Below are 6179 nucleotides of genomic sequence, written 5' to 3' on the forward strand. Positions count from 1 at the left end.
TTACTCCTGTTCCACCAAGGAATATAAATCGGTCATATCATGCAGTATGTAATCCGGATTATACTCGCGGAGCACCTTCTCGCCTTTCAGCGACCAAGCGACCCCGGCAGACCGGACTCCTGCCGCCTTGGCGGATTGAATATCCACCGGGCTGTCCCCGACCATCAACGTTGCTTCCGGATCCGCTCCAAGCTGGCTGATGGCCATCAGCACAGGCTCCGGATGCGGTTTGGGATGCTCGACGTCCATCACCGTTACAATCGCCTTCATATACTTGTCCAGCCCAAACATCTCCAGCACCCGGAACGTCCCCGGCTTGTTTTTGGTGGTCACAACCCCCATCGTAATGCCGCGCCGGTCCAGTTCCTTGATTACCTCCAGCACATGCGGAAAAGGCTGTACCATCTCGTCGTGATGAGCGTCGTTATACGTTCTGTAAGCCTGGTGAAAATGGGTCACATCCTCGCTCCCCGAGAAAAACTGGAGCTGCTGCTCCAGCGTCATCCCCATTTTTGGAATGATCACTTCCCGGGTCAGGGGAGTCGGCACATGCTTCTCCAGTACATGCATAAACGAGCTGATAATCAATTCATTCGTATCAATAATCGTTCCGTCCAAATCAAACAGTACGGTATCTATCATGCTGTCGTTACTCCTTTTTGTCCTCCACTACGGCGTTCTCCTCGCGGTGCTCAGGGGTAGCAACGGGTTCTACTTTAGCATCATGATCCAGCGCGGTTGCTTCCGGCACCGTATCTTTCGGCGCTTTCGTCGAGACGATCGGATCCAGATAGTGCTCCTTCGCCTGACCGGTTGTACGGCGCACAATGATCAATACAATGGCGACGACGATAATCAGGATGGCCAGGAGCTGGGAAATGCGGACATTTCCGTAGTTCGGGTCAAGCGCACCGTGCTCGAATCCCATCCACTCCATCGGTTTCCACAAACCGTTAACCATCGATGCCAGCCATTCCGGACCCTTAAAAGCAAGGCTGTCCGTCCGCAGTCCTTCGATAAAGAACCGCCCGATCGAGTACCAAATAAAATAAGAAAGGAACAATTCAGCCGCGCGCAAAAACTTTTGACGACGGAGAATAAACAAAATGATGATGCCCACCAGGCTCCATAACGATTCGTACAGGAAGGTCGGATGGTGGTATACGCCCTCGACGTTCATTTGGTCTACGATAAAAGCAGGCAAATGCAGATTGTTCCGCAGGAAAAACTCATTCACCGGACCGCCGTACGCTTCCTGGTTCACATAGTTGCCCCAGCGACCGATCATTTGCCCCGTAAGCAGGCTGGGTGCACAAATGTCGGCAATGCGCCAGAAGTTGTACCCTCTGTAACGGAAATAGATGATGGCGCAAATGATCGCTCCGATCAGCGCACCGTAAATGGCAATCCCGCCGTTCCATATTTTAAAAATGTCCAGCAGGTTGTTCTTGTAATCGTCCCACATGAAGGCCACGAAATAGATCCGCGCCCCAATAATAGCCGACGGGACTCCCAGCAGCAGCAAGTCCATGAAAAATTCAGGCATAATGCCGAATCTTCTGCCTTCCCGGATGGCCAGGAGGAGGCCAACCAGCGCCCCCAAGCCCAGGATCAGACCGTACCAGTGAACTGACAGGGATCCAATCGAGAAAGCGATCGGATTAATTAGCAATGTAGCCATGTATCCACTCTCCTAGTCCATATCGTCCATATCTTCTGCAATGGTGGCTGTGAGCTTATTCGTAAACTGCAGGGCCGCATTCAGACCCATTTGCTTCAGCCGGTAATTCATGGCCGCCACTTCGATGATGACCGCAAGGTTACGTCCCGGACGTACCGGAATGGTCACGAGAGGAATGTCGGTATCGATGATTTTGGTCGTTTCTTCATCCAGTCCGAGCCGGTCGTACTGTTTATCCTGCTGCCAGGCCTCAAGCTTGACGACAAGCGTAATTCGTTTGTTGTTCCGGATTGCTCCGGCTCCGAACAAGGTCATGACGTTGATGATCCCGACGCCACGGATCTCCAACAGATGGCGAATCAGCTCAGGAGCCGATCCGTGCAGCTGAAAGTCCGAGGTCTGCCGGATTTCCACCGCATCATCAGCGATCAGCCGATGGCCCCGTTTGACCAATTCCAGTGCGGTTTCACTCTTGCCGATGCCGCTGCTGCCGGTAATCAGCATGCCTACCCCATAGACGTCGCACAATACGCCATGAATGGTAGTGGTCGGCGCCAGCTTTCTCTCCAGAAAGCCGGTAATCCGGCTGGATAGGATGGTCGTCGCCATATTGCTCCGCAGGATGGGCAGGTTCTTTTCCTGGCTAAAATGGATCAATTCCTCGGGCACTTCCAGCCCTCTCGTGACAACAATACAAGGTGTTTCCTCGCTGCTGCACAGGCGCTCCATCCGTTCTTTCCGTTCTTCTGCCGTAAGCATGGCAAAAAAGGCCAGCTCCGTTCGTCCCAGCAGCTGCACCCGTTCCTCAGGATGATATTCAAAATAACCTGCCATTTCCAGACCCGGTCTGTTTAAATCGTCTGTCGTGATGGCCCGTCTTAGGCCGTGTTCCCCTGAAATGACCTCCAGCTGAAATTGCTGGACCAATTCAGATACTCTTACTTTCTTAGCCATTTCACGTCTCCCTTTCTATCAGCTGGCTCTTCTGTCAGCCGACTGCCGCCGGTCAAACCATGAATTTTCTAATGTACCCATCGTAAATGATATTTCCTATGAATGCAATGTCAGCCGCCTATTCGCTCCAAATACAAAAGAGCCGCCCGAAAGGGCGGCTCTTCATCTTCAGGCATTCCGCCTGGAATTAGTCAGCCAACAATACGTTCAGCTCAGACTCTTTGTCGAAGATATGAATTTTGTTCATGTCGACAGCCAAACGAGCGCTGTTGCCTTCACGAGTCGTAGAACGTCCGTCTACACGGGCGATAACGGTGTCGTTACCCAATCCGCTCAGGTAGAGGAGCATTTCGTGACCAAGGTTTTCTGTTACGTCTACATGGGCCGTGAAGATCGTATTCGGAGAAGCTTCCAAGAATACAGGCTCTTCATGAATATCTTCCGGACGAACGCCCATGATCACTTCTTTGCCGATGTAGCCTTTGCTCTTCAAGATTTGCGCTTTACCGCCTGGAACTTCTACGTCAAGTCCTTGGGATTTGAAGCGTACAGAACCGTTGGACTCGCTGAGTGTTCCGTTAATAAAGTTCATGGTAGGCGATCCGATAAAGCCGGCAACAAAAAGGTTGTTTGGATTGTTGTACAGCTCTTCCGGAGAAGCGGCTTGTTGAATAATGCCGTCCTGCATAACCACGATACGGTCACCCATCGTCATGGCTTCCGTCTGGTCATGTGTTACGTAGATACAAGTGGTTTCAAGGCGTTTCACCAGTTTCGTGATTTCCGCACGCATCTGACCACGAAGTTTAGCGTCCAAGTTGGAAAGCGGTTCGTCCATCAGGAAGACTTGAGGATCACGCACGATCGCACGTCCCAAGGCAACACGCTGACGTTGACCACCGGAAAGAGCTTTTGGCTTACGATCCAGCAAATGCTCGATATCGAGGATTTTCGCAGCTTCACGTACACGTTTATCAATTTCATCCTTTTTCACTTTACGCAGCTTCAGACCAAAGGCCATGTTTTGGTATACGTTCATGTGTGGATACAAAGCGTAAGACTGGAACACCATCGCGATATCGCGGTCTTTAGGAGCTACATCGTTCACGACACGGTCGCCAATGTAAAGTTTACCGTCAGAGATTTCTTCCAGACCGGCGATCATACGAAGCGTCGTAGATTTACCGCAACCGGAAGGACCTACCAACACCAGAAACTCCTTATCCTTGATATCAAGGTTGATATCCATAACTGTTGCTTTGTCAGAACCCGGATACTTTTTGAAAATATGCTCTAAACGTACACCTGCCATGTGAATTTGCCCCCTTAGTGTATAGTTATGAAATCGAATACATTATGATAGTTATATATTACCCAACATCTCGCAGACTGGCTATACACAATCTGCACAAAAAACCTATTTTCTTTTCGTCACTTTATACAATAGCATCGTCAGCTTCACCAAAACCGCATCCCCAAAGCTTCTAACGTCCAGATTAGTCTCTTGTTTGATCTTATCGAGCCGGTATAAAAGAGTGTTCCGGTGAATATATAGTCGCTTCGCCGTCTCGCTGACATTGCAGTCGAGCTGAAAGAAAGTCTCCAGTGTCGACAACGTCTCGTTGTCGCTGAACAATACGCCGTGGTCTCCTGCCTGTTCGAGAAAGCGGCGGCGCTGCTCCATCGGGATGCTGTAGATTAAACGCTCCAGCAGCAGCTCCCATGGAAAGTGGACATGCTCCGACACATGAAACGTCCGTCCCAAGAAAATAGTTTCCCGAAGCATGCCTACCGTGCCCGGCAGTGACTTCAAGGGGATGAACGAAGGCCCGGCGGATAGATGAAAAGCACCAACCCATTCGCTTGCAATCAGCTCATAGAGCCCCATACAGAACGCGGAGAGCATGTCTGTTTCCGATTCGCCGTTATCCTCTTCTTTCTCGTCATTGCTGCCGGCCACCAATTCTTTTCTGGCCAAGATGAGCCACTCGTTGTCGCGGAGAGCCGCAAGCACTACCTCTCCATCGAAGTAGCTGCGCAGCAGCTTTTTCAGCTGGCTCCCCTTAACATCGGAGGCATGGATACTCTCACAAGTCAGCAAAAAGGGAGTCATCTCTGCGGAAAGCAGACGTTTTAGTTCCAAATCGTCAGGCAATTCGGCATCATCGTGTCCCAGGTCGAGCTGCTCTTGAATCCATTGACTTAGTCTCAGGAGATCCCGTTCCTCATCGCCCTGGGCTTCCACGGCATCACCTGTTTGCTCTCTTACCGCAGACAGCAGTACACCGATCAAGCGGGATACTTCATCATTGACCAGCTCAGAACTGGTTTCAATTACGTGTACCCGCCCGTTCTTGATAAACAGCGGGAACCAAACTTTGTCCTCCACCATCACCACATCCTGGAGGCTTCTATGCTCGGTCTGCTTCCCTTTCTTCGAAGAAGCCTTGCTGGATATCGAAACGGGTAAATAAACCGCCTCCGACTGCTGTTTGCTCAGCTCCTTGATATGTAACGTTCCGCCTACGACCTGCTCCAACTTGCTTCGTAATGTTTCCATCTCCACCATTGATGTCATCCACCACTTTGCCATTTTTATTAATCATCTTACCATATTCCTATATAAAATCGAAAACCACACTTCTTATGCACACCAGATCGTCAGGCCATAAAAGACAAAAAAACCATCAACCGAAAGGTTAATGGTCTTTGTGATGAGCCATGAAGGACTCGAACCTTCGACACCCTGATTAAAAGTCAGGTGCTCTACCAACTGAGCTAATGGCTCTTACAACTGGTGGAGGCTGATGGATTCGAACCACCGAACTCGTACGAGAACAGATTTACAGTCTGCTGCGTTTGGCCACTTCGCTAAGCCTCCATATAAGGTGGCTCGGGACGGAATCGAACCGCCGACACGAGGATTTTCAGTCCTCTGCTCTACCGACTGAGCTACCGAGCCATACATGCAAAAATAAAGCGGGTGATCTTAATCTTCCCACTTTACGCTGTGGAAATTCACTATGCAATACATCATCTTCAATCTATATCAAGCATATAGATGAAATAAATAATAATGGCGGGACCGACGGGATTCGAACCCGCGGTCTCCTGCGTGACAGGCAGGCATGTTAGGCCTCTACACCACGGTCCCGCATTATTAGATGGTGCCGGCGAGAGGACTTGAACCCCCAACCTACTGATTACAAGTCAGTTGCTCTACCAATTGAGCTACACCGGCATATGATGGTGGAGGCTGAGGGGATCGAACCCCCGACCCTCTGCTTGTAAGGCAGATGCTCTCCCAGCTGAGCTAAGCCTCCAGGTATGTATGGTAGCGGCGGAGGGGATCGAACCCCCGACCTCACGGGTATGAACCGTACGCTCTAGCCAGCTGAGCTACGCCGCCATACTAAAACTTGCTAAGATGTGATTCAAATGGCGGAGAGAGAGGGATTCGAACCCTCGCACCGCTTACGCAGTCTAACCCCTTAGCAGAGGGTCCCCTTATAGCCACTTGGGTATCTCTCCAAGAAACTGGCTC

Annotated in this window: 5 protein-coding genes and 8 tRNA genes; all 13 read right to left on the reverse strand. The window is 50.6% G+C overall.

Features of this window, described 5'->3' with window-relative positions; genetic code table 11:
- Positions 1 to 642, reverse strand: a complete 642-nt coding sequence (gene ppaX, locus BCV73_RS28520; RefSeq protein ID WP_089549416.1) for a pyrophosphatase PpaX — start codon at positions 640 to 642, stop codon at positions 1 to 3.
- A gap of 7 nt (positions 643 to 649) precedes the next feature.
- Positions 650 to 1681 carry a prolipoprotein diacylglyceryl transferase gene (gene lgt / locus BCV73_RS28525; RefSeq protein WP_089549417.1) on the reverse strand — a complete coding sequence of 344 codons (1032 nt, stop codon included), beginning with the start codon at positions 1679 to 1681 and terminating at the stop codon, positions 650 to 652.
- A gap of 12 nt (positions 1682 to 1693) precedes the next feature.
- Positions 1694 to 2635, reverse strand: a complete 942-nt coding sequence (gene hprK / locus BCV73_RS28530; RefSeq protein WP_076173197.1) for an HPr(Ser) kinase/phosphatase — start codon at positions 2633 to 2635, stop codon at positions 1694 to 1696.
- Positions 2636 to 2822: 187 nt separating this feature from the next.
- Positions 2823 to 3947 (reverse strand): ABC transporter ATP-binding protein, encoded by a 1125-nt coding sequence (locus BCV73_RS28535; protein ID WP_076173198.1) that lies wholly within the window; start codon positions 3945 to 3947, stop codon positions 2823 to 2825.
- Between the two features lie 105 nt (positions 3948 to 4052).
- The gene (locus BCV73_RS28540; protein ID WP_256993034.1) at positions 4053 to 5195 is read right to left on the reverse strand and encodes a PucR family transcriptional regulator; all 1143 of its coding nucleotides are present in this window, start codon (positions 5193 to 5195) and stop codon (positions 4053 to 4055) included.
- 155 nt (positions 5196 to 5350) lie between these two features.
- Positions 5351 to 5423 (reverse strand) — tRNA-Lys (locus BCV73_RS28545).
- 7 nt (positions 5424 to 5430) lie between these two features.
- A tRNA-Tyr gene (locus BCV73_RS28550) sits at positions 5431 to 5516 on the reverse strand.
- A gap of 8 nt (positions 5517 to 5524) precedes the next feature.
- Positions 5525 to 5597: transfer RNA gene (locus BCV73_RS28555), tRNA-Phe, on the reverse strand.
- A gap of 115 nt (positions 5598 to 5712) precedes the next feature.
- Positions 5713 to 5789: transfer RNA gene (locus tag BCV73_RS28560), tRNA-Asp, on the reverse strand.
- An 11-nt stretch (positions 5790 to 5800) separates the two neighbouring features.
- Positions 5801 to 5876: transfer RNA gene (locus tag BCV73_RS28565), tRNA-Thr, on the reverse strand.
- Between the two features lie 6 nt (positions 5877 to 5882).
- Positions 5883 to 5958 (reverse strand) — tRNA-Val (locus tag BCV73_RS28570).
- Positions 5959 to 5967: 9 nt separating this feature from the next.
- Positions 5968 to 6044: transfer RNA gene (locus BCV73_RS28575), tRNA-Met, on the reverse strand.
- Positions 6045 to 6074: 30 nt separating this feature from the next.
- A tRNA-Ser gene (locus BCV73_RS28580) sits at positions 6075 to 6166 on the reverse strand.
- Between the last annotated feature and the right edge of the window lie 13 nt (positions 6167 to 6179).

The sequence above is a fragment of the Paenibacillus sp. SSG-1 genome, from assembly GCF_002224835.1.
Lineage (GTDB): Bacteria > Bacillota > Bacilli > Paenibacillales > Paenibacillaceae > Paenibacillus_AQ > Paenibacillus_AQ favisporus.

Bases quoted from the DNA above. Each gene is read 5' to 3' on its own strand.
- ppaX (WP_089549416.1), bottom strand. From the start codon at position 642: ATGATAGATACCGTACTGTTTGATTTGGACGGAACGATTATTGATACG.
- lgt (WP_089549417.1), bottom strand. From the start codon at position 1,681: ATGGCTACATTGCTAATTAATCCGATCGCTTTCTCGATTGGATCCCTG.
- hprK (WP_076173197.1), bottom strand. From the start codon at position 2,635: ATGGCTAAGAAAGTAAGAGTATCTGAATTGGTCCAGCAATTTCAGCTG.
- BCV73_RS28535 (WP_076173198.1), bottom strand. From the start codon at position 3,947: ATGGCAGGTGTACGTTTAGAGCATATTTTCAAAAAGTATCCGGGTTCT.
- BCV73_RS28540 (WP_256993034.1), bottom strand. From the start codon at position 5,195: ATGGAAACATTACGAAGCAAGTTGGAGCAGGTCGTAGGCGGAACGTTA.